General features: G+C 67.4%; 26 protein-coding genes and 2 tRNA genes. 23 read left to right on the forward strand and 5 right to left on the reverse strand.

What is annotated here, in order from left to right; all coding sequences use genetic code 11:
• Positions 1 to 40: 40 nt before the first annotated feature.
• Complete coding sequence (locus P6144_RS01485; protein ID WP_277765952.1) at positions 41 to 2,710, forward strand: TonB-dependent receptor; 2,670 nt, start codon at positions 41 to 43, stop codon at positions 2,708 to 2,710.
• 98 nt (positions 2,711 to 2,808) lie between these two features.
• Here P6144_RS01485 and P6144_RS01490 read toward each other — a convergent pair whose 3' ends face one another.
• Positions 2,809 to 3,480, reverse strand: coding sequence for a 2OG-Fe(II) oxygenase (locus P6144_RS01490; protein WP_277765953.1), 672 nt, complete (start codon positions 3,478 to 3,480; stop codon positions 2,809 to 2,811).
• A 118-nt stretch (positions 3,481 to 3,598) separates the two neighbouring features.
• Between P6144_RS01490 and P6144_RS01495 the strand changes: the two genes are divergently transcribed.
• The 14 genes from P6144_RS01495 (at position 3,599) to P6144_RS01560 (ending at position 14,610) form a co-directional block, all read left to right on the forward strand.
• Positions 3,599 to 4,696, forward strand: a complete 1,098-nt coding sequence (locus tag P6144_RS01495; RefSeq protein WP_277765954.1) for an ATPase, T2SS/T4P/T4SS family — start codon at positions 3,599 to 3,601, stop codon at positions 4,694 to 4,696.
• 68 nt (positions 4,697 to 4,764) lie between these two features.
• Positions 4,765 to 4,841 (forward strand) — tRNA-His (locus P6144_RS01500).
• Between the two features lie 63 nt (positions 4,842 to 4,904).
• Positions 4,905 to 5,957 (forward strand): Glu/Leu/Phe/Val dehydrogenase dimerization domain-containing protein, encoded by a 1,053-nt coding sequence (locus P6144_RS01505; RefSeq protein ID WP_277765955.1) that lies wholly within the window; start codon positions 4,905 to 4,907, stop codon positions 5,955 to 5,957.
• 189 nt (positions 5,958 to 6,146) lie between these two features.
• Positions 6,147 to 7,748 carry a M20/M25/M40 family metallo-hydrolase gene (locus tag P6144_RS01510; RefSeq protein WP_277765956.1) on the forward strand — a complete coding sequence of 534 codons (1,602 nt, stop codon included), beginning with the start codon at positions 6,147 to 6,149 and terminating at the stop codon, positions 7,746 to 7,748.
• Between the two features lie 208 nt (positions 7,749 to 7,956).
• Positions 7,957 to 8,415 carry a carboxymuconolactone decarboxylase family protein gene (locus tag P6144_RS01515; RefSeq protein ID WP_277766747.1) on the forward strand — a complete coding sequence of 153 codons (459 nt, stop codon included), beginning with the start codon at positions 7,957 to 7,959 and terminating at the stop codon, positions 8,413 to 8,415.
• Positions 8,412 to 9,275 carry a sigma-70 family RNA polymerase sigma factor gene (locus P6144_RS01520; RefSeq protein WP_277765957.1) on the forward strand — a complete coding sequence of 288 codons (864 nt, stop codon included), beginning with the start codon at positions 8,412 to 8,414 and terminating at the stop codon, positions 9,273 to 9,275. Before P6144_RS01515 ends, P6144_RS01520 begins: the two co-directional genes overlap by 4 nt.
• 48 nt (positions 9,276 to 9,323) lie before the next feature.
• Positions 9,324 to 9,755 (forward strand): hypothetical protein, encoded by a 432-nt coding sequence (locus P6144_RS01525; protein WP_277765958.1) that lies wholly within the window; start codon positions 9,324 to 9,326, stop codon positions 9,753 to 9,755.
• Between the two features lie 64 nt (positions 9,756 to 9,819).
• The gene (ccmC, locus tag P6144_RS01530; RefSeq protein WP_277765959.1) at positions 9,820 to 10,539 is read left to right on the forward strand and encodes a heme ABC transporter permease CcmC; all 720 of its coding nucleotides are present in this window, start codon (positions 9,820 to 9,822) and stop codon (positions 10,537 to 10,539) included.
• Positions 10,536 to 10,670, forward strand: a complete 135-nt coding sequence (locus P6144_RS01535; protein ID WP_277765960.1) for a hypothetical protein — start codon at positions 10,536 to 10,538, stop codon at positions 10,668 to 10,670. The genes ccmC and P6144_RS01535 overlap by 4 nt, the downstream gene beginning before the upstream one ends.
• A complete protein-coding gene (gene ccmE / locus P6144_RS01540) occupies positions 10,667 to 11,101 on the forward strand; it encodes a cytochrome c maturation protein CcmE (RefSeq protein ID WP_277765961.1) in 435 nt (144 codons plus the stop codon). The genes P6144_RS01535 and ccmE overlap by 4 nt, the downstream gene beginning before the upstream one ends.
• Entirely contained in the window at positions 11,098 to 13,026 is a 1,929-nt protein-coding gene (locus tag P6144_RS01545) for a heme lyase CcmF/NrfE family subunit (protein WP_277765962.1), read from the forward strand. Before ccmE ends, P6144_RS01545 begins: the two co-directional genes overlap by 4 nt.
• Positions 13,023 to 13,547 carry a DsbE family thiol:disulfide interchange protein gene (locus P6144_RS01550; protein ID WP_277765963.1) on the forward strand — a complete coding sequence of 175 codons (525 nt, stop codon included), beginning with the start codon at positions 13,023 to 13,025 and terminating at the stop codon, positions 13,545 to 13,547. The genes P6144_RS01545 and P6144_RS01550 overlap by 4 nt, the downstream gene beginning before the upstream one ends.
• The gene (locus P6144_RS01555) at positions 13,544 to 13,948 is read left to right on the forward strand and encodes a cytochrome c-type biogenesis protein (protein WP_277765964.1); all 405 of its coding nucleotides are present in this window, start codon (positions 13,544 to 13,546) and stop codon (positions 13,946 to 13,948) included. The genes P6144_RS01550 and P6144_RS01555 overlap by 4 nt, the downstream gene beginning before the upstream one ends.
• Complete coding sequence (locus tag P6144_RS01560) at positions 13,945 to 14,610, forward strand: cytochrome c biogenesis factor-like protein (protein ID WP_277765965.1); 666 nt, start codon at positions 13,945 to 13,947, stop codon at positions 14,608 to 14,610. The genes P6144_RS01555 and P6144_RS01560 overlap by 4 nt, the downstream gene beginning before the upstream one ends.
• Positions 14,611 to 14,614: 4 nt before the next feature.
• Here the strand turns inward: P6144_RS01560 and ald are convergent, their stop codons facing one another.
• On the reverse strand, positions 14,615 to 15,721 hold the full coding sequence (gene ald, locus P6144_RS01565) for an alanine dehydrogenase (protein WP_277765966.1): 1,107 nt from the start codon (positions 15,719 to 15,721) through the stop codon (positions 14,615 to 14,617).
• 140 nt (positions 15,722 to 15,861) lie between these two features.
• On the opposite strand from ald, the gene P6144_RS01570 reads away from it, so the two are divergent.
• The 8 genes from P6144_RS01570 (at position 15,862) to trxB (ending at position 23,989) form a co-directional block, all read left to right on the forward strand.
• Positions 15,862 to 16,347 carry an Lrp/AsnC family transcriptional regulator gene (locus P6144_RS01570; RefSeq protein WP_277765967.1) on the forward strand — a complete coding sequence of 162 codons (486 nt, stop codon included), beginning with the start codon at positions 15,862 to 15,864 and terminating at the stop codon, positions 16,345 to 16,347.
• A 142-nt stretch (positions 16,348 to 16,489) separates the two neighbouring features.
• A complete protein-coding gene (locus P6144_RS01575; protein ID WP_277765968.1) occupies positions 16,490 to 17,353 on the forward strand; it encodes an OmpA family protein in 864 nt (287 codons plus the stop codon).
• Between the two features lie 290 nt (positions 17,354 to 17,643).
• On the forward strand, positions 17,644 to 19,569 hold the full coding sequence (locus tag P6144_RS01580; protein ID WP_277766748.1) for a potassium transporter Kup: 1,926 nt from the start codon (positions 17,644 to 17,646) through the stop codon (positions 19,567 to 19,569).
• Between the two features lie 118 nt (positions 19,570 to 19,687).
• Positions 19,688 to 20,203: a 2'-5' RNA ligase family protein gene (locus P6144_RS01585; protein ID WP_277765969.1), complete on the forward strand. Its 516-nt coding sequence runs from the start codon at positions 19,688 to 19,690 to the stop codon at positions 20,201 to 20,203.
• Between the two features lie 41 nt (positions 20,204 to 20,244).
• Positions 20,245 to 20,321, forward strand: a tRNA-Met gene (locus P6144_RS01590).
• Between the two features lie 138 nt (positions 20,322 to 20,459).
• Entirely contained in the window at positions 20,460 to 21,263 is an 804-nt protein-coding gene (locus P6144_RS01595; protein WP_277765970.1) for a fructosamine kinase family protein, read from the forward strand.
• A 297-nt stretch (positions 21,264 to 21,560) separates the two neighbouring features.
• Positions 21,561 to 22,889, forward strand: coding sequence for a tyrosinase family protein (locus P6144_RS01600; RefSeq protein WP_277765971.1), 1,329 nt, complete (start codon positions 21,561 to 21,563; stop codon positions 22,887 to 22,889).
• Between the two features lie 125 nt (positions 22,890 to 23,014).
• A complete protein-coding gene (trxB, locus tag P6144_RS01605) occupies positions 23,015 to 23,989 on the forward strand; it encodes a thioredoxin-disulfide reductase (protein WP_277766749.1) in 975 nt (324 codons plus the stop codon).
• Positions 23,990 to 24,019: 30 nt separating this feature from the next.
• On the opposite strand, the gene P6144_RS01610 is transcribed toward trxB, so the two are convergent.
• From P6144_RS01610 to P6144_RS01620, 3 genes are read right to left on the reverse strand one after another with little or no spacing between them, the layout of a single operon-like run.
• Positions 24,020 to 24,805, reverse strand: a complete 786-nt coding sequence (locus tag P6144_RS01610; protein WP_277765972.1) for a hydrolase 1, exosortase A system-associated — start codon at positions 24,803 to 24,805, stop codon at positions 24,020 to 24,022.
• Complete coding sequence (locus P6144_RS01615; RefSeq protein ID WP_277765973.1) at positions 24,793 to 25,431, reverse strand: hypothetical protein; 639 nt, start codon at positions 25,429 to 25,431, stop codon at positions 24,793 to 24,795. Before P6144_RS01615 ends, P6144_RS01610 begins: the two co-directional genes overlap by 13 nt.
• Positions 25,428 to 25,700 carry an acyl carrier protein gene (locus tag P6144_RS01620; protein WP_277765974.1) on the reverse strand — a complete coding sequence of 91 codons (273 nt, stop codon included), beginning with the start codon at positions 25,698 to 25,700 and terminating at the stop codon, positions 25,428 to 25,430. Before P6144_RS01620 ends, P6144_RS01615 begins: the two co-directional genes overlap by 4 nt.
• Positions 25,701 to 25,715: the final 15 nt, after the last annotated feature.

Genomic DNA, 25,715 nt, shown 5'->3' on the forward strand with positions numbered 1-25,715 from the left:
GACGCTCCGCCCCTCTCAGGATTTGAATTGGGGGTTTCACATGACGAAGCCGATGGGGCTCGCCCGCCTGTTGCTACTTACTTCCGCGCTCGTCGCGCCGTCGATCGCCTGGGCGCAGGCGACCACGCCGGATTCGGCCGGGGCGCCCGCCGCCGGCACCACTGCTGAACCCCAGGACCAGGCTGCCGAACCGGCTGCCCAGGACGCCCAGGAAGCGGCGCCCGACGTTTCGGTGCCCGGCGAGATCGTCGTCACCGGCCGCCGCACCAATGTCGTGCGCGACATGCCGCAGGTCGTCTCGGTGCTTTCCAGCGCGGACATCGCGCGCACCGGCGAGGGCGACATCGCCGGCGCGCTCAGCCGCGTCACCGGCCTGTCGGTCGTCGGCAACGGCTATGTCTATGTCCGCGGCCTCGGCGATCGCTACTCGCTCGCGCTGCTCAACGGTTCGCCGCTGCCCAGCCCCGAGCCGCTGAAGCGCGTCGTCCCGCTCGATCTCTTCCCGACCAACGTGGTCTCCTCGTCGCTCGTCCAGAAGAGCTACTCGGCCAATTATCCGGGCGAGTTCGGCGGCGGCGTGATCAACCTCACGACCAATTCGCTGCCCAAGGAAGGCTTCCTGACGGTCAGCGGCGGCGTCGGTGCCAATCTCGTGACGACGGGCCATTTCGGCTATGTCTATGCGGGCGGCGGCAAGGACTGGACCGGTTATGACGACGGCACGCGCGATCTGCCCCCGGCGCTGGCGGCCTATTTCGCCAGCGGCGCGCGCATCAGCTCGGGCACCGTCGATACCCAGGCGATCGGCGGCCAGCTGGCCAATGCCAACAACTCGCTCGTCCAGAAGCAGAAGCATATCGGCCCGAACTGGTCGCTCACTTTGTCGGGCGGCGACACCTGGGATATCAGCGACGACGTCCGCCTCGGCCTGATCGCCACCGGCGGCTATTCGAACAAGTGGACGACGCGCGACGCGATCCAGCAGAACTCGCTGAACTCCGATCTGTCGGATCTGGAGAATAATTTCGAGCGTGTCTCCACCGACAATCGCATCGTCACCAACGCGCTTCTCGGGCTGGGCCTCGAGTTCGGCGACAACAAGATCCGCTGGACCAACCTCTATGTCCACGACACGCTGAAGCGCGCACGCATCGGCATCGGCAAGCGGCACGGCAACACCGTGACTGACTTCATGCAGCAGGACACCGCCTGGTACGAGCGCCAGCTGATCGACACCCAGATGGTCGGCGAGTTCAAGCTGAGCCCCGAGTTCAGCCTCGATCTGCGCGCCGGCTATGCCAATTCGAAGCGCAAGGCGCCGGACGAATTCACCTATGAATATGTCCGCACCAACGCCGCCGCCGATCTCTACGGCGCCTATTTCGTCAATCGCCTCAACGGCAACAGCGGCGACGCCACCGTCAGCTATTCGGACCTGAACGAGGATCTCTACTCGGCGGGCGGCGACTTCACCTGGAAGCTCGATCCGGCGCTCAGCCTCTCGGTCGGCTATGCCTATCTGAACCAGAAGCGTGACAGCTCGCGTCGTGACTTCCAGTTCAACGCGCCCAGCACCTTCCCGACCGCGGTGGGCATGCTGCGCCCCGATCTGCTGCTCGGCTCGGCGATCATCGACTATTACAACATCGCGCTGGTCGAGACGAACGAAGGTGCGCCGGCCTTCCATGCCGAGCTGGTCAACCATGCCGGCTATTTCCGCGAGAACTGGCAGATCACTTCGGAAATCTCGCTCGATGCGGGCATCCGCTACGAGACGGCCAAGGAAACTGTGGTCCCGATCGCAGTGTTCAGCACGCCCGGCGGCAGCACCGCCGCGACCAGCCTGGACAATGACTATTGGCTGCCCTCGGCCACGGCGACCTGGCAGTTCCAGCCGGGCATGCAGGTTCGCCTGAACGCCTCCAAGACGATCGCGCGGCCGCAGTTCCGCGAGCTGATCTTCCAGTTCTATTTCGATCCGGACACCAACCGCCAGTATCGCGGCAACCCGCTGCTCAAGGACAGCGAGCTGCTCAACCTGGAGGCCCGGTACGAATGGTACATCGCGCCGGAACAGCGCTTCACCGTGGCCGGCTTCTACAAGCGGATCGACAATCCGATCGAGGCCTACATCACGGGCGACACGTTCGTGACCAGCTTCGCCAACGCGCCCAAGGCCGATCTCTACGGTGGCGAAGTGGAGCTCAGCAAGAAGTGGCAGGTGCTCGGCCAGCGCAGCCTGATCGCGATCGCCAACTATACCTACACCAAGTCGAAGCTGAAGGTGGAAGCCGACGATCCGGTCTCGGTCTATGGCGCCGCCTCGACCAAGGCGTCCGACTTCTTCCGCGACGGCGCGCCGCTCACCGGCCAGTCGGACCATCTGGTCAACTTCCAGTTCGGCCTGGAGGACAAGGCCTCGCTCTCGCAGCAGACCTTCATCCTCTCCTATGCCAGCAAGCGCGTCACCAGCCGCGGCCTGGCGAATTCGGGCCAGCCCGATGTGTTCGAATATCCGGGCTTCAACCTGGACTTCGTCGCGCGCCAGGGCGTGACGGTTGCGGGCCAGCAGTTCGACGTGAAGTTCGAAGCGCGCAACATCACGAACCGGAAGTACAAGGAAACCCAGTCGAACGGGACGAACACGGTGATCTACAACCGTTACAGCCCCGGCACGACGCTGAACCTGTCGCTCTCGACCACCTTCTGAGATCGCCAGCCGGAACAGGGAAGGGCGGCCCGCACGCGCGGCGCCGCCCTTTTCTTTTCGTGTAGGGCCCCGGCGAGAGCATCAGCGGTAGCGCGCGATCACCAGCCCCAGGGCTTCTCGCGATACCATTGCGTGACGACGTACTTCATCCCGCCGCGCACCGGCATCGCGTGGTGGATGGTGCTGGGGTTGGGCGTGCCGTCGGGGCGGAGGTTGTTCCAGGCGAGCACCTTGCCGGTTTCGGGGCGCACGATCTTGTCGACTGCCTTGAACCGCGTCGCGCCGCCGGCCTCGACATCGTTCAGATAGAGCATCACCGTCCAGGTGCGCTGACCGGCGACTCCGCAATATTTCTGATAGTCGCGGCCCTGCGGCTCGAAATAGTCGGTGTGCGCCTTGAACTCCTGGCCGATGTCGTAGCGCTGGCCCTGCATAGGCTCGCCATGCGTGGGGTCGAGGCCGGTAAAGGCGGTCATCCGCCGCTTCAGCTCCATCACAACCGGATCCTGCGAACTGAAGTCGCAGGTCTCGCTGGTGCGGAAGGCGTAATCGTCATTGGCGTCGGCGATCGTGGAGGGGCGCCGTTCGGCATCCACCTTGATCCGCAGCAGCTCGCACAGCTCGGGCTCCAGGAAGTTCTTGGCGATGAACATCTGGATCTTCGGGTGCGGGACGCGCTGCACGCCGGGCCATTGCAGGATGTGATCGACGATGGGTTCGGACGGAAGCCCCGAGCCGAGATTGATGAGAGGCGAAGCGGCACTGTGCATTGCGGCTATGTGCCAAAAGCCCCGGCCCGGCGCCAGCGTGACGCGAAACCGTCACAAAAGCGCAAGCGGCGTGTCACATGACGTGCCTAGCTGATGGCGATCCGCAAAAGGGGATCCAATGGACGTGGAAGCTGAAACGCTGGCGCCCGTGGCGGAAGCACCGCAATCCCCGCTGTTTTCCGGCGCCCGGGCCGAGGCGCCGGCCAACGCGCTGATCGCCGAGGCCCGCCGCCGCCGGGCCTCGCACATCCATCTCGAGATCGGGCCCGGCGCCACGGTGGTCCGCATGCGCATCGCCGGCCAGCTCACCGAGCCGCGCCATTATCATGCCGATGCCGCGCTGGCGGCCGGCTTCCGCGACGCCGCGGGCGCCTCGCTGCTGGTGCATGAAGGCGGTGAGCGCATCGTGCTCCGCCTCGATGGCGGAGAGCGGCGCGAGCGGGCCCTCGAAGCCATCGGGATGCGCCGCGAGCAGGTCGACGCGCTACTGCCGGCGCTGCGCCGCGGGGGGCTGGTGCTGGTCGCCGGCCCGGCCGGATCGGGCCGCAGCACCAGCATCGCCACCTTGCTCCGGCACTTCGCCGGTTCGCCGCGCCACATCGCGACGATCGATACCTTGCCGGTGGAGGGGGCAACACGGATCGAAGGTCTCGCCGGCGCCGCCGCGATCCGCGCCACGCTGGAGCAGGATCCCGACGTGATCGCGCTCGATGTCCTGGAGGGGCGCGAGGCTGCCGGGGCCGCGGCCGAGGCGGCGGAGGCGGGGCATCTCGTCATTGCCGGGATCGACGCGCCCGACAGTGTCTCGGCGATCCGCCAGATGCGCGACTGGCGCGTGGAGCCCTTCCGCCTGGCGTCCAACGTTGCCGCGGTGCTCGCCCAGCGCCTGGTCCGCCGGCTGTGCCCGGATTGCCGGCGACCGGTGCAGGCCCAGGGGTCGGTCTCGGCGCTGCTCGGCTTCGATTCGGGCGCGATCGTCTTCGCGCCGGTCGGCTGCGAGAGCTGCGAGGGTACGGGCTTTGCCGGCATGACCGGGGTGTTCGAGGCGATCGTGGCGGACGGCGCGATCCGCAGGCTGATCAACGACGGCGGTGACGAGGCGATCCTGGCGCGCCACGCCTTCCTGCGCGCGCCCAATCTTGGGTCCGCAGCCCGGGCGCTGGTCCGGGAGGGGATGACCACGCCCGACGAGGCTGTGCGAATTTCACGCGGATAAGCGCCAATATTTCTGGCGCAACTATCTTGCGCTTCGCATCGGCCCCCGCTAAGCGCGCCTTCTTCACGGCGGTTGTAGCTCAGTTGGTTAGAGCATCGGTTTGTGGTACCGAGGGTCGCGGGTTCAAGTCCCGTCATCCGCCCCATTTCTCCCCCTAGTGACCGCGCGCGGCACACAGACGTGCGGCACCTCCGCAGGAATGTAGCGCGTGATCACCGACTGGGGTTTCCCCGATTTCGACGACCATGAGGGCGTCCATCTGTTCAGCGACCGCGAATCGGGGCTGAGCGCAATCATCGCAGTCCATTCGACCAAGCTCGGCCCGGCGGCCGGCGGCGTGCGCTTCTGGCACTATGCCGATCACCGCGCCGCGATCACCGACGCGCTGCGCCTGTCGCGCGGCATGAGCTACAAGAATGCGATGGCGAACCTGCCGCTCGGTGGCGGCAAGGGCGTGATCCTGGCAAGCCAGCCGGGCGCGACCGTGACCACCGCGCAGCTCGAGGCGTTCGGCCGCGCCGTTGCTTCGCTCGACGGCCGCTATGTGACTGCCGAGGATGTCGGCATGTCCGAGGAGCGGATGAAGGTCGTCGCGACCCAGACCAAGCATGTCTCGGGCCTACCCGTGGCCGAAGGTGGCGCCGGCGGCGATCCCGGCCCGATCACTGCGCGCGGCGTCTATCTGGGCGTGAAGGCGGCGGCGAAGCGTGGCTTGGGTGCCGATTCGATGGCCGGCGTGCGCGTCGCGATCCAGGGCGTCGGCTCGGTCGGCGGCGGCGTTGCCCGTCTGCTCGCCAAGGACGGCGCGAAGCTCACGCTCGCCGACGTCAATGCCGATCGCGCCAAGGCGCTGGCGGCGGAACTGGGCGGCGAGGCGGTCGATGCGTCCGAGATCCTGGGTCTCGAAACCGACGTGCTCAGCCCCAATGCGCTGGGCGCGATCTTCACCGAACAGTCGATCGCGGCGCTGAGGACCACCGTGGTCGCCGGCGGCGCGAACAACCAGCTTGCCACGCGCGCGGACGGCCAGCGCCTGCACGATCGCGGCATCCTCTATGCGCCCGATTACGTGATCAACGCGGGCGGGATCATCAATGTCGGGCTCGAATATCTCGGGCAGGGCAACATGGCAGAGGTGATGGCGCGCGTGGAGAAGATTCCCGATCGCCTGATCGAAGTGTGGGACGAGAGCGCCCGTACCGGCGATCCGCAAAGCGAAGTCGCTGACCGCATCGCCCAGCGGCTGATCGGCCGGGGCTGATCGGTTGGAGTGAACTGTTCCCCGGCGAAAGCCGGGGCCCAGAGGCACAAGCGACACGGCAGAGAAACCCTGGGCCCCGGCTTTCGCCGGGGAACAGGTATATGCGCATGAATACCGTCTGTAGGCCGCGGACTTGCGCCAGACATACGCCCCCAATAGCCTCGCGCATCCTCACTCCCCCGGAGCCCCATGCGCACCTTCCTCCTCGCCACCGCCGCCTTCCTTTCCATCGCGCCGGCAGCGGCGCAGTCGATCGATCCCGCCACCGTCGGCATCCTCGTGGATCAGGGGACCAGCCATTCGGAGGTGATGACCACCGCCGAATATCTCGCCGATGTGATCGGCCCGCGCATGACCAATTCGCCTGCGATGCGCGAGGCGGAGGCCTGGACGCAGGAGAAGTTCAAGGGCTGGGGGCTGACCAACGTCCACAAGGAAGGCTTCGAATTCGGCAGGGGCTGGTGGATCGAGAAGTCGAGCGTGCGCATGGTTGCGCCGCGTCCGGTGCAGCTTACCGCGATCCCGATCGCCTGGACGCCCGCCACCAGCGGACCGGTGACCGCACCGGTGATCGTCGCGCCGATGCGCAGCGCGGGCGACTTCGCCCAGTGGAAGGGCAAGCTCGCCGGCAAGATCGTCCTGGTCTCGGCACCGGGCACCGGATCGGAGCCGAAGGAGCCCGATTTCCAGCGGCTGAGTGACGAGGACCTCGCCAAGCTCGACGTTTATGAGGAACCGACCTGGGATCCGGGCAAGCTCGACCAGTCGCTGGCCCGCGCCAAGTTCGAGGGGCAGCTCGCCAAATTCCTCGCCGAGGAAGGCGCGACCGCCTATGTCTCGCGCTCGCGCAGCGACGGCAAGCTGGTGCATGGCGAAGGCTATCTCCACCATGTCGGCGAGACCCCCAAGGTCCCCGGCGTCGAGATGGCGGCAGAGGACTATCGCCGGCTGGTGCGGCTCGCCTGGACCGGCAAGGCGCCGACGCTGGAGATCGACAGCAACGTCCATTTCGACGACAGCGACCCGCAAGCCTATAACGTCATCGCCGATATCAAGGGCAGCGATCCCAAGGCCGGCTATGTGATGGCCGGCGCGCATCTCGACAGCTGGGTGGCAGGCGACGGCGCCGCCGACAATGGCGCGGGCAGCGCGATGGTGATGGAAGCGGCGCGGATCATCGCCGCGAGCGGGATCAAGCCGAAGCGCACGATCCGGTTCGCGCTATGGGCCGGCGAGGAACAGAGCCTCTACGGCTCGATCGCCTATATCGAGCAGCATCTCGCCAAGCGCCCGGCCTGGGATCACCAGCCCAGCGCCGACGAATTCTACTACAGCTGGGCGACGCGCTTCCCGATCACGCCGCTGCCGGGGCACAAGGACCTGGTCGCCTATTTCAACCTCGACAACGGATCTGGGAAGATCCGCGGCGTCTATGCCGAGAACAACATGGCTGTGGTGCCGATCTTCAAGGAGTGGCTCGCCCCCTTCGCCTCGATGGGCGCCTCGACCGTGGCGATCCAGAAGACCGAGGGCACTGACCATCAATTCATGCAGGCCGTGGGCATTCCCGCCTTCCAGTTCATCCAGGACCCGCTCGACTACGAGACGCGGGTGCACCACACCCAGCTCGACACCTTCGATCATCTGAAGGCGGCGGACATGCGCCAGGGGGCGATCGTCCTGGCGGCATTCCTGCTCGATGCGGCCAATGCCAGGGAGCCGCTGCCGCGCCTGCCGATCCCGACCCAGCCGGGCGTGACCGATCCGTTCGCGGGGCCGCAGGGGAAGTAATCTCCATTCCGTCATCCCCGCGCAGGCGGGGATCCAGAGTAACGGAGCGACGGACTGCTTGGCTCTGGATCCCCGCCTGCGCGGGGATGACGATAAAAAGCGCGGGGATGACGATAAAAAGAGGGTAGGGGTGATGAAAAATCGCACCCCCATGTCACATCCCGCGCGGCCATCTCGTCATGCATGTATCCAACCAAGGAGATGCATGATGACACCCCGCCTCGACCTGTTCGCCGCCGCTCCCGCCGAGATGAAGGCGTGGTACGAAGCTTCGCTCAAGGTCGCCCCGAAGCTGGAGCCAGGTCTGCTCGAGCTGGTGAAGATCCGTTCCTCGCAGATCAACGGCTGCGCCAACTGCCTGAACATGCATACTGCCGACGCGCGCAAGGCCGGCGAGACCGAGCAGCGCATCTATCTGCTCAGCGCGTGGCAGGAAGCGCCCTGCTACACGCCGCGCGAGCGCGCCGCGCTGGCGTGGACCGATGCGATGACTCTGGTATCCACGGCGCGGGCGCCGCAGGCGCTGTATGAGGAACTCGCGTTCGAGTTCAACGAGGAGGAGCAAGTGCAGCTCACGCTCGCGATCAACGTGATCAATGGCTGGAACCGCCTCGCCGTGGCGTTCAACCTCTTCTACGAGGCCAAGCCCGCGGTGGCGGCAGCATGACCGGCGCGGACGCGGCGGCGAGTTTCGATCCGCTGCGTCCGCGGCTGGCGCGCATCGCCTATCGCATGCTCGGCTCGGTCGCGGACGCCGAAGACGTGGTGCAGGACGCGTTCCTGCGCTGGCTCGACACCGATCGCGACCAGATTCGCGAGCCCGAGGCGTTCCTGCGCCGCGTGGTGACGCGGCTGTGCCTCGATCAGCTCAAGTCCGCCCGGGCGCGGCGCGAGACCTATGTCGGCCCGTGGCTGCCCGAACCGGTGGTCGAGGAAGCAGATGAAGTGGAGGACGTCACGCTGCCGCTGATGATGGCGCTCGAACGCCTCTCGCCGCTCGAGCGGGCGGCCTTTCTGCTTCATGACGTGTTCGGCGTGAGCTTCGACGAGGTGGGCGAGACGATCGGCCGCGATCCGGCCGCCGCGCGCCAGCTCGCCAGCCGGGCGCGCACCCATGTTCGTGCCGCCCGCCCGCGCTATGACATGCCGAAGGAGAAGGGGCTGGAGATCGCGGCGGCCTTCTTCGCCGCGTCGCGCAGCGGCGACATGACGGCCTTTCGCAGCCTGCTGGCCGACGATGTCGCGACCTGGTCGGATGGCGGCGGCAAGGTCCATGCCGGCCTGCGCCCGATCCACGGCATCGACAACATGATCAAGCTCTACACCTCGCTCGCCCGCTTCTTCGTCAAGGAGCCGTCGCGGATCTTACGCTACGGCATGATCAACGGTCTGCCGGGCTTCGTCAGCATCGAGCCGGACGGCGTTCTTCAGACCACCGCGCTGGCGATCGAGGGCGGCAAGATCACCGGCATCTACGTTACCCGCAACCCCGACAAGCTGGGGCACCTGGGGGCGGCGCTGCATTAACTCTCGCCATTCTGCCCCGCGAAACGCCGGGCGGCCTATTATAAGGGCATGCGCATCGTTCCTCCCATGCTCGCCGTCCTGGCGCTGGCCGGCTGCGGGCAAGGCTATGGCGGCGGTTCAGGCGAGATCGTCGGCTATCGCTGGGCGCGAACGCTGGGCGAATGCGGCGATACCTATCTCCAGTTCTCCCGCGATTCGATCGAGTTCGTCAGCGAAGGGCGGTCGGTGAACCAGCTTCCGGTGCGGCGCATCGTTCGCGAGGATTCGTCGCGTGTGATGTTCGTGGTGGAGACCGACAGCGCGCTTGCGCCCGGATCGATCGCGCCGCGCGGCAGCGCGGACGTGGCGATGGTGTTCAAGGTCGATGGCGACAGCATCAAGCTGGTCGGCCAGGGCACCCCGGACAGCCTGCACGGCATGACGGCGCGCGTGCGGGACTATCCGAGCTTCGTGATGCGGCGCTGCCCGGCGAGCCACTGAGACGCCGGCAAATCGGGCCAATCCGGCCATGGATTCCGTTTCGGAACCCCGCTAGTCATCGCGGGTGCCTGCCTTGCATGCCTTTGCCAATCCCGCGCGCTTCCTGAAGATTGCGCGGCCGCTGACGCCGATCCTGTTCTGGCTCGGCGCGGCGCTGGTGGCGTTCGGCTGTTGGGCCGGGCTGACGATGACACCGCCCGACGCAGTGCAGAAGGAAAGCGCGCGCATCCTTTACATCCATGTGCCCAGCGCCTGGCTGGGGATGGGCGGCTGGAGCGGGCTGGCGATCGCCTGCCTGAGCTATCTGGTGTGGCGGCACCCGCTGGCGAGCATCGCGGCGCGGGCGATCGCCCCGGCGGGCGCGACCTTCGCGGCGCTCTGCCTGCTCACCGGCTCGATCTGGGGCCGCCCGACCTGGGGCACCTGGTGGGAATGGGACGGGCGGCTGACCTCGATGCTGCTGCTGTTCTTCATCTATATTGCCTGGATCGCGCTCGACCGCGCCGATGCCGACCGATCGGGCGACGGACGGGTGCCGGCGCTGTTCGGCGTTGCGGGCAGCGCGCTGTTGCCGATCGTCCATTATTCGGTGGTCTGGTGGAACACGCTGCACCAGGGCCAGAGCGTGATGGCCGGCAAGATCGCCCCGTCGATGCTGTGGCCATTGTTCTTCACGCTGCCCGGCTTCACGCTGATCTTCGCGGGCGTGGTGCTGATGCGGATGCGCGCGATCCTGGCGGCGCAGAAGGTCGAGGCGCGGCTGCGCCGGATGGCGACCGCATGAACCACTGGCCGTTCATCACCGCTGCCTATCTGCTCGTGCTGATCGGCACCGGCGGGCTGGCCGCGCTCAGCTATGCCGCGATGCGCCGGGCCGAGGCGGCGGCCGAAGCGCTGCGGAGCGGGCGCGAATGAAGGCCAAGCATCAGCGGCTGACGCTGGCGCTGCTCGCGCTGGGCGCGATCTTGGGCGCCTCCGCGCTGGCGATGTCGGCGCTCAAGGACCAGGCGGCGTTCTTCTACGCCCCCGGCGACGTGAAGGGGAAGCCGCTGCCGCTCGACCGGCATGTGCGGCTGGGCGGCATGGTGGAGAAGGGCTCGATCGTCCGCGCCGCCGATGGCGTTTCGATCCGCTTCATCGTGACCGATGGCCAGGCGACGGTGCCGGTCGCGTTCCGGGGCGTGACGCCGGACCTGTTCAAGGAAGGATCGGGCGTGGTTGCCGAAGGCAAGTTCCAGCCCGACGGCAGCTTCGTCGCCGACAATATCCTGGCCAAGCATGACGAGCGCTACATGCCGCCCCAGGCCGCGGGCAACATGCACGAGACGAAGACGCTAGAGCAGTGATCGCCGAAGCCGGTCTCGCCGCCCTGTGGCTCGCGACGGGTTTCGCGCTCGTCCAGGTGATGCTTGCCTGGGGCGCCGCGCGCGGTGCCGACCGGAAGGGCGCGGCGATGGTGATGACGGGGCTACGCCGTGTCGCGATCGTCCAGGGCCTGCTAGCGCTTGCCGCCTTCGGGCTGCTGATCACGCTGTTCGTCCGGTCGGACATGTCGGTGCTACTGGTCGTCGAGAACAGCCATTCGCTCAAGCCGCTGATCTACAAGATCGCCGGCGCCTGGGGAAATCATGAAGGCTCGATGCTGCTCTGGGTCACCGTTCTGGCGGTGTCCGGGGCTGGAGTCGCGATCTTCGAGAAGCGGCTGCCGCAGGGCACGCTTGCCGCCACCTTGGGCGCGCAGGCGGCGATCGCGCTCGGCTTCTACGCCTTCCTCGCCTTTGCCTCCAACCCGTTCGTCCGCATCGATCCGGCGCCGCTCGACGGGCGCGGGCTCAATCCGCTGCTGCAGGACCCGGGCTTGGCCTTCCATCCGCCGACGCTCTATCTCGGCTATGTCGGCCTCTCGGTCGCGTTCAGCTTCGCAGTGGGCGCGTTGCTGATGCGGGACGTCGGGCCCGCCTTTGCCCGGGCGATGCGGCCCTGGGTGCTGGCTGCCTGGATCTTCCTGACCATCGGCATCACCGCGGGCAGCTATTGGGCCTATTACGAGCTGGGCTGGGGCGGCTGGTGGTTCTGGGACCCGGTCGAGAATGCCTCGCTGATGCCCTGGCTGGCGGCGACTGCGCTGCTCCATTCGGTGAGCGTGCTCGCCACGCGTGACGGGCTGCGCGCCTGGACGGTGATGCTCGCGGTGGTCGCCTTCTCGATGTCGATGATCGGCACCTTCCTGGTGCGCTCGGGCATATTGGTGAGCGTCCATGCCTTTGCCGTCGACCCGACCCGCGGCGGCTTCATCCTCGCGCTGCTCGGCCTGTACATCGGCGGCGCGCTGGCGCTGTTCGGGGCGCGGATCGGTACGGTGAAGCAGGGCGCGACGTTCGAGCTGCTGAGCCGCGAAGGCGCGCTGGTGCTCAACAACCTGCTGCTCAGCGTGATCCTGGGCGTGGTGTTCATCGGCACGCTCTATCCGCTGGTGGCGCAGGCGGCCGGGGTGCAGCTCTCGATCGGCGCGCCCTTCTTCGAGAAGGCGGCAGTTCCGGTCGGGCTGGCGCTGGTCGCCGCGACGGCGTGCGGGCCGCTGCTCAAATGGCGGCGCGACCAGTGGAACGCGCTGCTCGGCAAGCTGCTCGTGCCGGTGGCGGCGGCGGCGGGCACCTTCGCCCTGGTCTTCGCGCTGGCCGGTACCGAGCATTGGCTGGCGGTGCTGAGCCTGGCGCTCGCCGCCGGGCTGGCGGTGGCGAGTGTGATCCCGCTGGTCCGCCGCAACCTGCGCCGCACCCCGCTCCATATCTGGGGCATGGTGGTGGCGCATCTCGGCATCGCAGTGAGCGTCGCCGGCATGGCGGCGGACAGCGCCTTCAAGTCCGAACGGCTGGCGGCGATATCGGTGGGGCAGAACGTCACTGTCGGCCCCTATCGCGTCGAGCTGCTCGAGGTGCGGCCGGCGATCGGCCCCAACTGGTCGGCAGTCGAGGCGCATCTCAAGGCGACCCGCACCGGCGCGGCGCCGATCGACCTGTTCCCGCAGCAGCGCTTCTTCGCCAACCCGCCGACCAACACCAACGAGGCGGCGATCGCCACCGAGCTGGACGGCCAGCTCTATACCGTGGTCGGTCAGGGCGACGGGCGGGGGCGCTGGCAGCTGCGGCTGTGGTGGAAGCCCTTCGTCACGCTGATCTGGCTGGGTGGCGCGCTGGTTGCGCTGGGCGGGTTGCTCTCGCTGATCGGCCGGGTGCGGCGCGAACGGCGCGATGCGGAGAACGATCTGTGAGGCGCGTGGCAGTATGGGCGCCGCTGGTGCTGTTCGCGCTGGTGTTCGCGCTGGTCGCGGGCGGGCTGATCAAGCCGGCCGACCGGACGATCCATTCGGCGATGGTCGGCAAGCCGCTGCCTTCGCTCGCGCTGAAGCCGCTGCTGCCGGGTAAGCCGGGCGTCTCGAGCGCGGATTTCGCGGGCAAGCCGCGGCTGCTCAACGTGTTCGGCAGCTGGTGCATTCCCTGCATCGCCGAGGCGCCGCAGCTGATGAAGCTCAAACAGGCCGGCGTGGAGATCGACGCCATCGCCATTCGAGATACGCCCGAGGCGGTGCAGGCCTTCCTCGCGCGGAACGGCGATCCCTATGCGCGGATCGGCGACGACCCGACCGGCAAGGCGCAGATCGCGCTCGGCTCGTCGGGGGTGCCCGAGACCTTCCTGATCGACGGCAAGGGCAAGATCGTCGAGCAGCATATCGGAGACATCCGCGCTGACGATATTCCCGGGATCATGCGCAAGCTGGAGGCGGCGAAGTGAAGCGGCTGGCCATCCTTCTGGCGCTGCTGGCGAGCCCGGCGCTTGCCGATTCCAATCGCCCGCCGGCGGCGCTTGCCTATTCGCAGCTTCCGGACCCGGCGCAGGAGTCCGAGGCCAAGGCGCTGATGGAGACGCTGCGCTGCCTGGTCTGCCAGGGCCAGTCGATCGCCGACAGCGATGCCGAGATGGCGGGCGACATGCGCGCGCTGGTGCGCGAGCGGATCGCGCGGGGCGAGAAGCCCGGGGCGATCCGGCGCTATCTGGTCCAGCGCTACGGCGACTATGTCACCTATGATCCGCCGCTGAGCTGGGTGACCGCGCCGCTGTGGATCGCGCCGCTGCTGCTGCTCGCCATCGGCCTGTTGCTGGCGCGGCGGCTGTTCCGGAAGGAGGCCGCATGATGGGCTGGGCGATGTTCGCCGCGCTGGCGCTCGTCGCGCTGCTCGCGCTGGCGGTGCTGCGCTATCCGGTCAAGCTGTGGAGCGTGCCCGCCACTGCGGTGATGCTGGGTGCGGCGGGCTATACCTGGCAGGGCAGCCCGGCGCTTCCCGGCCATCCGGTGAAGCCGAACACGCAGAAGGCCGAGATCGATCAGGGGCTGATCGACCTGCGCGATGCGATGTTCGGCAAGTACGGCACCTATGCCTGGAGCTACGCCAACCTTGCCGACGGCATGGTGCGGACGGGCAATCCCGAGATGGTGGTGGGCGTGTGGCAGGGTGCGGTGCGCAAGGTCCCGGAGGACGTGGCGCTGTGGACCGGTTTCGGCACGGCGCTGGCCGAGCATGACGGCAACCAGGTATCGCCGGCCGCTCAACTCGCCTTCGACAAGGCGCTGGCGCTGAGCCCCGGGCATCCGGGGCCGCATTTCTTCTACGGCCTCGCGCTGGTCCGCGCCAATCGCTACGCCGACGCGCTGCCCTGGTGGAAGAAGGCCGTGGAGCTCACGCCGCCCACCGCAACCTATCGCCGCGAGCTGGAGCTGCGGCTGATCGCACTGGAGATGTTCCTGGCGCAGCAGCAAGGGCAGGCTTCCCCTCCCGCCGCGCGGGAGGGGAAGTAAGGGCTCAGCCCGCCCAGGCTTCGTAGGGCAGGTCGAGATCGTCAGCGACGGCCTTGAACGCGATCTTGCCCTTATAGACGTTGAGGCCGTTGGCGAGGTGCTTGTCGGCCTTCATCGCGCCCTCGGCACCGAGGTTGGCCAGCTTGAGCACGAAGGGCAGCGTCGCGTTGTTGAGCGCGAAGGCAGAGGTGCGGGCGACGGCGCCCGGCATGTTGGCGACGCAATAGTGGATCACGCCGTCGACTTCATAGACCGGGTTGTCGTGGGTGGTCGCCTTGCTCGTCTCGAAGCAGCCGCCCTGGTCGATCGCGATGTCGACCAGCACCGAGCCGCGCATCATCGTCTTGAGCATTTCGCGGGTGACGAGCTTGGGCGCCGCGGCACCCGGCACGAGCACCGCGCCGATCACGACCTGCGAGGTCCTAACCGCCTCGGCGATCGCGGCCTTGGAGGCATAGGCGGTCTTGATCTGGCTGCCGAAATGCATGTCGAGCTCGGCCAGCCGCTCGTTGCTGATGTCGTAGATCGTCACGTCGGCGCGCTGGCCGGTGGCCATCTGCGCGGCGTTGATGCCCGAGACGCCGCCGCCAAGGATCGCGACCTTGCACGGCGCGACGCCCGGCACGCCGCCGAGCAGCTCGCCGCGACCGCCCTGTTCCTTCTCGAGATAATGCGACGCCACCTGGATCGACATGCGGCCGGCGACTTCGCTCATCGGCTTGAGCAGGGGCAGGGCGCCCGAATTCGACGTCACCGTCTCATAGGCGATGCAGGTCGCGCCCGACTTCATCAGGCCCTCGGCCTGCGGCTTGTCGGCGGCGAGGTGGAGATAGGTGAAGAGCAGGTGGCGCGGCTCGAGCATCGCGATTTCCTGCGGTTGCGGCTCCTTGACCTTCACGATCATGTCCGAGCCGGCGAACACGGCGGCGGCGTCCGGCGCGATCTTGGCGCCGACGGCGGTATAGGCCGAATCGTCGAAATCGATGCCGCTGCCGGCCTTGGTTTCGACCAGCACTTCATGGCCGGCATGGACCAGCTCGGCGACCGAGGCCGGCGTCAGGCCGACACGATATTCGTGGTTCTTGATTTCCTTGGGAACGCCGATGCGCATGGGAGCCTCTCCGTGAAAAGCGGTGTCGGCGCGCACGATATAGCATGGATCGCAGCAAATCCCTGCAAAGATATGACATTGGGCGAAGGTTTGCGCATAAAATTGCTGTTTGGGGCGATGTTTTCGGCTATCCATGCAGCATGGACAAAATCGATGCATCCATTCTCAAGCTACTCGCTGCCGATGCCCGCGCGCCCGTGAGCGCGATCGCGACTCAGGTAGGATTGTCGCAATCGGCTTGTACCCGCCGCATCCAGGCGCTGGAGGCATCGGGCCATGTCCAAGGCTATGGCGCGCGGCTTGGGCATCGGCGGCTGGGTTTCCGGATCACGGCGCTGGTCGACATCACGCTGGGCACCCAGATCGAGGAAGATCTGGCGCGGTTCGAGGCCGCGGTGGCGCAGATCGACGGTGTGGTGGAATGCGCGCTGGTATCGGGCGGGCAGGATTACCGGCTGAAGATCCTGGCGCGCGACCTCGACGATTATGAACGGCTGCACCGCGAACATCTGGGGCGTTTGCCCGGCGTGGTGACGATCAACTCGAGCTTCGTGCTGCGCGCGGTACCGACGCGCAGCGAAGCGGAGGCGCTGTTCGGCGGCGGCCACCCAGCGCGCCACTCCTAACCAACCATCGGTTCGTCGCACGATCCGCTCGAACCACCCGCTCGGCACGTGATCCCGGCGGAACCGTTCATCCGTCGGACAGCTTCTGCCGAACACCCCTGTGGAACCGGCGGGGGCCAGTTTTTAAGAGGAGTGTCCTCCAATGCGTACCATTTCCAAGAAATCAGGGGTTCGCCTTCTGGCTGTAATGCTTGCCGTTTCGGCGGCGCCTGGCGCGTTCGCGCAGGATCAGCAGTCTGCGCCCGACTCGAATATCGTCGTGAATGGCCCGGCGCCGTCCGAGATGACCCCGGGGCCTGAGATCAAGGGCGTCATCGTCGCGCGCAACGGCGACCGGATCAAGATCGGCACCGCCGACGGCGCCAGCACGATCATCGCGGTCACCGATGCGACGCGGATCAAGTCGAGCAGCGGCCTCTTCGGTGGCGGCAAGCTGGCATCGAACGCGCTGCTCAACGGTCTGCCGGTCACGGTGAAGACGATGCAGGCGGGCGGCGAACTCTACGCTAGCCAGATCAGCCTGAAGAAGAGCGACCTGCGCACCGCGACGATGATCGCGAGCGGCACGTCGCAGCGCTTCGATGAGCAGGCGGCGGCCACGGAGGCCCTGCGCGGCCGCATGGGCGACATCGACAAGTACAACATCAAGAGCACCACCAACGTGCACTTCGATGTGGGCCGCGCCGATATCTCGCCGGAGGACAAGGCGCAGCTCTGCTCCGCGGCGACCGCAGCCGACCAGCAGGAGAACGCGCTTCTGCTCGTGGTCGGCTATACCGACTCGACCGGCAGCGACGACCTGAACCAGGTGCTGAGCGAGAAGCGCGCGGCCAAGGTAATCAACTATCTGCAGCAGCAGTGCGGCTGGAAGCCCTACCGCATGCTGACGCCGACGGGCATGGCCAAGGCCGATCCGCTGGCGCCGAATGACACCGAGGAAGGCAAGGCGATGAACCGCCGCGTCGCCGTGAACGTGCTCGTCAGCAAGAGCGTCGACGGGCTCTAAGACGGGCTAAGTTGATTGGGGCGGGCTTCGGCCCGCCCCATGTGACACGCGATACTCACGAAATCCGTCTTCACCAGCGCGTTGGTCACCGGGAATTTGCCCAGGCCCTATATTGATTTCGCGCGACGGAACTCTCCACACCCCTTGCGCGTCCACCCCTGCGTAACGACATTCGTTGATTGGCTTTGCTGCGCGTGCTAACGGCGCGCCCGCACTTAGAAGATCGAGAACGCAGGTCGCATGACCAGGTCCGTTTCCTTTCCGACGCGACATCCGCGCCCGTGAATACCATCCCAGAAGGGGCCGCGCAGACGGCTCCGACAGAACATGACGCGCACGCGGCGCATGGCCACAGTCATGACGCCACGTGGAAGCTGGCGATCGGCGCCATCGGCATCGTCTTCGGCGATATCGGCACCAGCCCGCTCTATGCGTTCCGCGAAACCTTTGACGGTCACCACAAGCTGACGCTCGACACCATGCACATCATGGGCGTGATCAGCCTGATGTTCTGGTCGATGATGGTGGTGGTGACGCTGAAATACGTCACGATCATCATGCGCGCCGACAACAAGGGCGAGGGCGGCAGCCTGGCGCTGCTCGCGCTGATCTCGCGCTCGAGCGGCAACCCCAAGCGCTGGACGCAGGGGATCGTGCTGCTCGGCGTATTCGCCACCGCGCTCTTCTACGGCGACTCGATGATCACGCCGGCGGTGTCGGTGCTGTCGGCGGTCGAGGGCCTTGCCGTTGCCGCGCCGGGCTTCTCCCGGCTCGTGCTGCCGATCGCAGTGGTGATCCTGGTGCTGCTCTTCTCGATCCAGCGGACCGGCACCTCGCGCGTCGGTACGCTGTTCGGGCCGATCATGCTGTTCTACTTCCTGACGATCGCGACGCTGGGCACGCTGAGCCTGATCCAGACCCCCACGATCCTGCATGCGCTGCTGCCGCATCACGCGTTCCTGTTCCTCGCCGCCGACCCGGTGAAGGGCTTCCTGGCGCTGGGCTCGGTCGTGCTCGCGGTGACGGGTGCCGAGGCACTCTACGCCGACATGGGCCATTTCGGCCGCAAGCCGATCCGCATCTCGTGGCTGTGGTTCGTGCTGCCGGCGCTGATTCTCAACTATATGGGGCAGGGCGCGCTGCTGATGCGCGAGGGCCATGCCGCGCTGCGCAGCCCCTTCTACATGCTGGCGCCCGAAGTCCTGCAGTTTCCGCTCGTCATCCTGGCGACGATGGCGGCCGTCATCGCCTCGCAGGCGGTGATCTCGGGTGCCTTCTCGGTGACGCAGCAGGCAATCCAGCTCGGCTTCGTGCCGCGCCTGCGCATCGAGCATACCAGCGCCTCGACCGCCGGCCAGATCTACATCCCGCTCATCAACTGGGCGCTGATGATCATGGTGATCCTGCTGGTGCTGGCGTTCCAGACGTCGTCGAACCTCACCGCGGCGTACGGCATCGCGGTGACCGGCGCGATGCTGATCGACAACTGCCTGCTGGCGGTCGTCCTGTTCTCGCTGTGGAAGTGGAAGAAGCGCTATGCGATTCCGCTGCTGGCGATCTTTTTCACCGTCGATCTGGCCTATTTCGCCGCGAACCTGACCAAGGTGCCCGATGGCGGCTGGTTCCCGCTGTTCATCGGCTTCCTGGTGTTCACGCTGCTGACCACCTGGTCGAAGGGCCGCCAGCTGATGATCAACCGGCTGCGCGAGAGCGCGATGCCAATCAAGATCTTCATCGATTCGGCGGCGAGCACGGCCACCCGCGTGCCGGGCACCGCGGTGTTCATGACGTCGACGCCCGAGGGCGTGCCGCACGCGCTGCTGCACAACCTCAAGCACAACAAGGTGCTGCACGAGCGCGTGATCCTGCTGACGGTGAAGATCAAGGACGTGCCCTATGTCCCTGACGAGCATCGCATGATCGTCGACGATCTGGGCCGCGGCTTCCACCGCATGATTCTGGCCTATGGCTTCATGCAGGAGGCGGACGTGCCGGCCGCACTGAAGCAGGCCGGCGCGTGCGGGGCCGAGTTCAAGATGATGGAGACCAGCTTCTTCCTGGCGCGGCAGACGCTGTTGCCGTCGTCGCGGCCGGGAATGATGATCTGGCGCGAGAAGCTGTTCGCCTGGATGCTGCGCAACGCGGAAAGCGCGATGGAGTTCTTCCGCCTGCCCACCAACCGCGTGGTCGAGCTGGGCAGCCAGGTCGAGATTTGACCCGCCGCTGCATTAGCCGTTCCCCGGCGAAAACCGGGGCCCAGGACTTCTCTGCTGCGTCCCACGTGGCGCTGGACCTCGGCTTGCGCCGGGGAGCAGCTTTGCTGGGCGGGTGAGCTTGGATCAATCCAGGCCCGCGCCTCTCATCGTCACTGCGCTGCTGGGGCGGCAGGACCAGGCCTGGTTCAACGCGCTGCGCCGGGAGCATTATCCGCCTGAGCGCAATGTGGTGGACGCGCACCTGACGCTGTTCCACCAACTGCCGCCTTCGGTGGCGGACGAGCTCAAGCATCGGCTCTCGGTCGAGACGCGCGGCATCCGCGCGCCGCGCGCCAGGGTGACCGGGCTGATGTCGCTCGGCGGCGGCGTCGCCTACCGGATCGAAGCGCCGGAGCTGGTGGCGATTCGCGAGGGGCTGGTCGATGCCTTTGCCGGGCTGCTGACGCCCCAGGACGCCGGCCGCTGGCGCCCGCACGTCACGATCCAGAACAAGGTGCGCCCGGTCCTGGCCAAGGCGGTGCTCGCCGCGCTGTCACGCGATTTCATCCCGCGCGAGGTGGAAATCGCCGGGCTGGCGAGCTGGCAGTATCGCGGCGGCCCCTGGGAAGCGCATTCCCGCCACATGTTCGCTTGACGGGCGGCGAAGCGGGACCTATTGGGCGCCCTCCGCTTTGGGGCGGAGTAGCTCAGTTGGTTAGAGCAGCGGAATCATAATCCGCGTGTCGGGGGTTCAAGTCCCTCCTCCGCTACCACTTCGACAGTGGGTGCCCCAAGCGTCCTTCCCCGCCAAATTGTCGCGATCTGTCAATTGCTTGTTCCCCGTGGCGGGTTCATGATCGCCTGCATCTGGCTTCGCCGCGTCGGCGAGAACCAGGATCGGATGCGTCCCTATGAGTGACCTGCATCAACGTGCCGAGCTGCTGCTCGGCTCGCCCGTGCGCTCGTCCCGGCGGATTTCGGGCGCCGATCTCTCGATGGTCTGGGCGCTCGACCTTGCCGACGGCCGCAGCGTGATCGCCAAGCAGGGCAAGGGCGCCTATATCGAGGCCGAGATGCTGCGCGCCATCGCCGCCACCCGGGCGCCGGTGCCGGCGGTGCTGGCCGCGGAAGACGAGCTGGTCCTGATGGAGCGGCTCGAATCGACCAGCGGCCCCTCGGTCGCCTGGGAATCGCTCGCCGAAGCGCTGGCGCTGCTCCACGGCGCCCCGGGGCCGGGCTATGGCTGGAACCGCGACTATGCCTTCGGCCCGGTCGCGATCGGCAATCACTGGAACGCGGACTGGGCGGCATTCTGGGCGGACAACCGCTTGCGCTGCCATTTGCCGCATGTCGATTTCAACCTTGCCCGCCGGCTGGGCGCCCTGGCTGACCGTTGCGGCGAGCTGCTGCCGCGCGATCCGCCGCCCGCGCTGCTCCATGGCGACCTGTGGGGCGGCAACATCCTGGTCGCGGGCGGCCGGGTGACCGGGCTGATCGATCCGGCCTGCTATCATGGCGACCGCGAGGTTGATGCGGCGATGCTTACCCTGTTCGACCTGCTGTCGCCCGCGTTCGTCGAGCGGCTGGCGCTTCCACAGGGCTGGCAGCGCCGCCAGCCGCTTTACCGGCTCTGGCCGCTGCTCGTGCATCTGCGGCTGTTCGGCGCGGCCTATCGCGGCCGTATCGAGGCCGATCTCTACACGCTGGGCTTCTGAGGCGCCGTCGGCGGGCACGCCGCGCTGGGGATTGGCGTGCCCGCCGGTCGCAGCGCGGAGTGGGCAGGCGCTGCGCCTGCACCCGGCCGGGAGTAGGGACGGGCGCGCCTCCTTGTCGCCCGAACCGGCGGAACCCGCGATCACGAACGGGGGAAGCGCGATCACTCCTTCGAGGGTGAGGGACTCGCCTTTGGCGTCATGCCGGTCATGATGGCGGTGAGCCGAATCGGGGGAGGGGGCATGCTCAGCAGGCGCGATATCATAGCATTATTGGCTGCGGGTGCCGCGGCACCGGCCGTGGCGTTCGAACCGTCGACCCAGCCGCGCCTGCCCTGGGCGGCCTTTCGCCGTACGCCCGACTATCCGCGCTTCGTCGAGGCGGTGCGTCGGATGAAGGCCAATCCCGATGCCGAGAGCCCGAACAGCTGGGGCTTCTGGCCGATGGTCCACATGCACCATTGCCCGCACGGCAAGCCCTATTTCCTCGCCTGGCACCGCGGGTATCTCCACCTGTTCGAGGCGAAGCTGCGCGAGATATCCGGCTCCGCGACGCTCCGGGTGCCCTATTGGGACTATTTCGCCGATCCGCACCTTCCCGCCGAGTTCACCAGCGGCAATTCGGCGACCAACCCGCTGTTCGAACCACGCATCGGCGGCGAAGTGGGCAAGGCGCTGGGCTTCGCCGCCTTCGCGCCGCAGATCACCGGCTTCCAGCGCGGCGCCAGTGCCGAATGCTTCGAGGCGGAGGTGGAGGCCTTCCACAACAAGGTCCACAATCTGGTCGGCGGCCGGATGGCGACGATGCTTTCGCCTTCGGACGTGATCTTCTGGGTCCATCACGCCAATGTCGACCGGCTCTGGGCCGCCTGGACCGCGGCGGGCGAGGGGCGGACGATGCCGCCGCCGGGCGATGCCTATTGGGCGGGCCGCTTCGACTATGCCGAGGGTGTGGAGCTGGACCGAGCGGTGGCGAGCGACGGGGCGGGCCTCGGCTATCGCTACCCGGACCTGAAGCTGCCGGCGCGCGAGGGCGAGCCGGCGCCCCGGCCCACGCCGAGGCCGGTGGAAATTCCGCCTCCGCCCGCCGATGCGGCTCCTGCTCCTGTTCCGGCTCCCGTGCCCGTTCCCGAGCCGGTTCCAGTCGAGGCGCCGCCGCCCATGGCCATGGCGCCGCCGCCCGCGCCCGCCGCTGCGGCCCCCGCGCCGGTGCCCTATCGCGGCATCTGGCTGGGCGGCAGCCGCTACCAGCGCGAGCCGCTGGCGCGCGCGCGTGACGCCGGCTTCGTGCCCGATGAAGTGACGATCGTGCTCGATCAGATCTCGCTCAGCGGCGCGGGCCAGCTCGGCGGCTATTTCTACGACCTCTATCTCGACCTGGACGGCGAGGGCAGAACCTTGCCTGAATGCCTGCTCGGCTCGATCGGACCGTTCCAGATATCCTCGGCGCGCCATCACAGCGAGGACGGCATGGCACGGATCGAGCTGCCGGTGGGCGAGGTGATCCGCCGCGAGGCGCAGGGGCTCGATCTCGCCGATCTGGGGGTGGTGTTCGCCCGGGTCGAAGTGGAGGGTGCTGCCGCCGGCGAGACGATCGCGATCGGATCGATCGAGGTCGCGGGCGGCTAGCAGGGCTTTCGGCACCCCAGCCAAAGCTGTTGTCCACAGCCATTGCGGGCGGTGGCACACTACCCATGTTGCCTCTTGCCTCTGCCAGCCCCTAGATGCGGGGCTCAGCCAATTCGGAAACCATGATGACCGCCACCCATTCGACTCGCATGCTGATCCTCGGTTCCGGCCCCGCCGGCCTTACCGCCGCCATCTATGGCGCGCGTGCAGGCATGGCGCCGATCGTGGTGCAGGGCATCCAGCCCGGCGGCCAGCTGATGACCACCACCGATGTCGAGAATTATCCCGGCTTCCGCGACGTGATCCAGGGGCCGTGGCTGATGCAGGAGATGCAGGCCCAGGCCGAGCATGTCGGCGCGCAGATGATGTGGGACACGATCGTCGAGGTCGACGTCACCCAGCGTCCGTTCCGCATGGTCGGCGACAGTGGCACCGTCTATCTGGGCGACGTGCTGGTGATCGCCACCGGCGCGCAGGCCAAGTGGCTGGGCCTCGATTCGGAGCGGCTGCTCCAGGGCAAGGGCGTGAGTGCCTGCGCGACCTGCGACGGCTTCTTCTTCCGCGGCAAGAAGGTCGCGGTGATCGGCGGCGGCAACACCGCGGTGGAAGAGGCGCTCTACCTCACCAACCACAGCCATGACGTGACCGTGATCCACCGCCGCGATTCGTTCCGCGCCGAGAAGATCCTGCAGCAGCGCCTGTTCGCCAATGACCGCATCAACGTGCTGTGGAACAAGAAGGTCGAGCGCTTCATCGGCGGCGGCGAGCCCGAGGGCCTTGTGGCGATCGAGCTGAAGGACATGGAGACCGGCGAGCTGTCGCAGATCGAAGTCGATGGCGGCTTCGTCGCGATTGGCCATCACCCGTCGACCGAGCTGTTCCGCGGCCATATCGACCTCGACGATGACGGCTATATCAAGGTCGAGACCGGCACCACCAAGACCAGCGTGCCCGGCGTGTTCGCCTGCGGCGACGTGATGGACAAGCATTACCGCCAGGCGGTGACCGCCGCCGGCACGGGCTGCATGGCAGCGCTCGACGCCGAGCGCTTCCTGGCCGAGGCGGACTTCGAGACGGTGGTCCAGCACGCGGCGGAGTGAGTGCATTCCCCTCCCTGGAAGGGAGGGGAGCTAAAGGGCTTCGACCACCCGCTGGAATAGCCAGTCCTTGTCTGCGGCGCTGGCGAAGCTGTGGCTGTCGCTGTCGAGCTGCTTGATCTTCACCTTGCCGCGCGCCGCGTCGAACGGCGGGCCCTTGAAGGCATCGGCAAAGGCAATCGCGGTATTGTCTCCCCTGGCGAGCAGAATCGTCACCGGCACCTGCGCTTCGCCTAGCGCCGCGGCGAGGCGGGCCGTGAGTCCAGTCGGCATCTCAAGTGGCTTCTGCGAGACCTTGCGCAACCCCTTGACCAGCTTGGCGATGTTCACGCCCCCGCGGAGCAGGCGGAGCCATTCCTTCGGATCGCGCAGCTTGGCGGCATAGTGCGAGCGAATTGCAGCGGCGGGGGGGAGTTCGTACGCCTCCTCCACCGTCCAGGGATTGGCGAGGATCAGCGCGTAGATTCCGGCCTGGGGATGGAAGAAGGCGAGCGCGGTGGCGGCGTCGCAATTGCCATAGGCGACGATCCGCTCGACACCGGTCTCACGAAAGGCCCGGGCAGCGGCGGCGATGTCTTCGGCGCTCGTCTCGAAGCCCCCATTGTCGCCCGTCGAATCGCCGATGCCGCGGCGATCGAAACGCAGCACCGGATGGCCCGCCGCCGCGACGCGCTGGGCGAGCAGCGCCATGCCGCGATGCGCGCCGATGCGGATCTCGTTGCCCCCCGAGACGATCAGCAGCCCGGTGGTGCCGGGCGCATCGTCGAAGGTGGCGGCCAGCGTCTCGCCGGCGCAGGGGATGGCGATCAGGCGCCGCATGTGCGCATCCAGGCGGCGATGTCGTCTGCGAGCAGCGCGGCGAGCGCGGCGTCATTGTCGGGCTCGGCTCGCCGCCAGAGCGGGGCGGCATCCACGCGGAAATCGGCGTCCTTGGGATCACGGTCGACGCGGACGGTGTAGCCGGGTTCCACCGCGGCATTGTCGAGCTCGGTGAGGAAATCGGCGGACAGCAGATTGCCCCCGAAATCCTCCGCACCGCCGGCCTGGCGGATGCGGCCGAGCTCCCGGAGCAGCTCCGGGCCCGATTGCGGGGCGAAGTGCCAGCGGCCGGCGAGCACCGCGCCACCATCGAGCAAAGCGCCGCTGCGGAGGGCGAGGCCGAAGGCCGGGGCGCCGGCAGCGCGGGCCGCGGCGGCATAGGCGGCGCGCAGGTTGGCGAGGCGGATTTCCGCCGTCGGTACAAGGCTTTCGCCCTGGCCGGGCAGATCGGGCAACACGCCCACGATGCCGCGCTCGGCGAGGTGACGCAGGATCGTCACGACGAAGGCGCGGGTGCGGTTGGCCTCCTCGAACAGCGGCAGCGCCGCGACCACGACCGGGCCCGTGGCGGGGCCGAAGCGAAGCATCGCCTCCCGCCCGCCGGCCCAGTCGTAATGGTCGATCATCCGAGCGCCTTGCCGGCGGCGAAGCGGGTGAGGGCGCCGAAGCTCTCGAGCATCTCGCCGTCCACCTCGTCATCCTCGATCAGGATGCCGAGCCGGTCCTCGAGCTCGGTCAGCACGCCCGCGACCGCGAGCGAATCGAGCTCGGGCAGGGCGCCGAACAAGGGGGTGTCCGCGCGGAAATCCGCGACGCGCTCGGCACTTAAGCCCAGAACATCGCGGAGGACGCCGCGCACGGTATCTTCGACTTGGAGCGACCCATCGGGCTGCAATGCTTTTCCCCTAAG

The sequence above is a fragment of the Sphingomonas sp. HITSZ_GF genome (assembly GCF_029543155.1).
GTDB lineage: Bacteria > Pseudomonadota > Alphaproteobacteria > Sphingomonadales > Sphingomonadaceae > Sphingomonas.